The 316-nt window shown below is 61.7% G+C and carries 1 protein-coding gene; it reads right to left on the reverse strand.

The features are described 5' to 3' along the window. A partial coding sequence (locus EYW45_RS00055) for a VCBS domain-containing protein (RefSeq protein ID WP_161133352.1) occupies window positions 1-316 on the reverse strand: 316 nt, incomplete at both ends.

The raw sequence follows: 316 nt of genomic DNA on the forward strand, positions 1-316 counted from the left end.
CCATGCGCCGTCGGTACCGATGGAGAACGAGCCGTAGGTGCCGGCCGTGCCGGTTTGAGCCGCGAAGGTGGCTTGGCCCGCGTCAGCATCAGTGACGGTCAACGTGCCCGAGGCCGTCAATACGCTGTCTTCAGCAACGGTGCCCGTTCCTTGACCAGCGATCACGGCAGCGTCGTTGGTGCCGATCACAGTGACGGTGATTTGCGAAACCGTGCCGTCAGCAGAGGTGACGGTGAAGATTTCTTGACGTTGCTCGCCTTGCGCCAACGCTTGAACGTTCGCAGCGTTGTTGTTAAGCGTGTAGGTCCACGCGCCG

Source organism: Schauerella aestuarii (assembly GCF_009866805.1).
Classification (GTDB): domain Bacteria; phylum Pseudomonadota; class Gammaproteobacteria; order Burkholderiales; family Burkholderiaceae_B; genus Schauerella; species Schauerella aestuarii.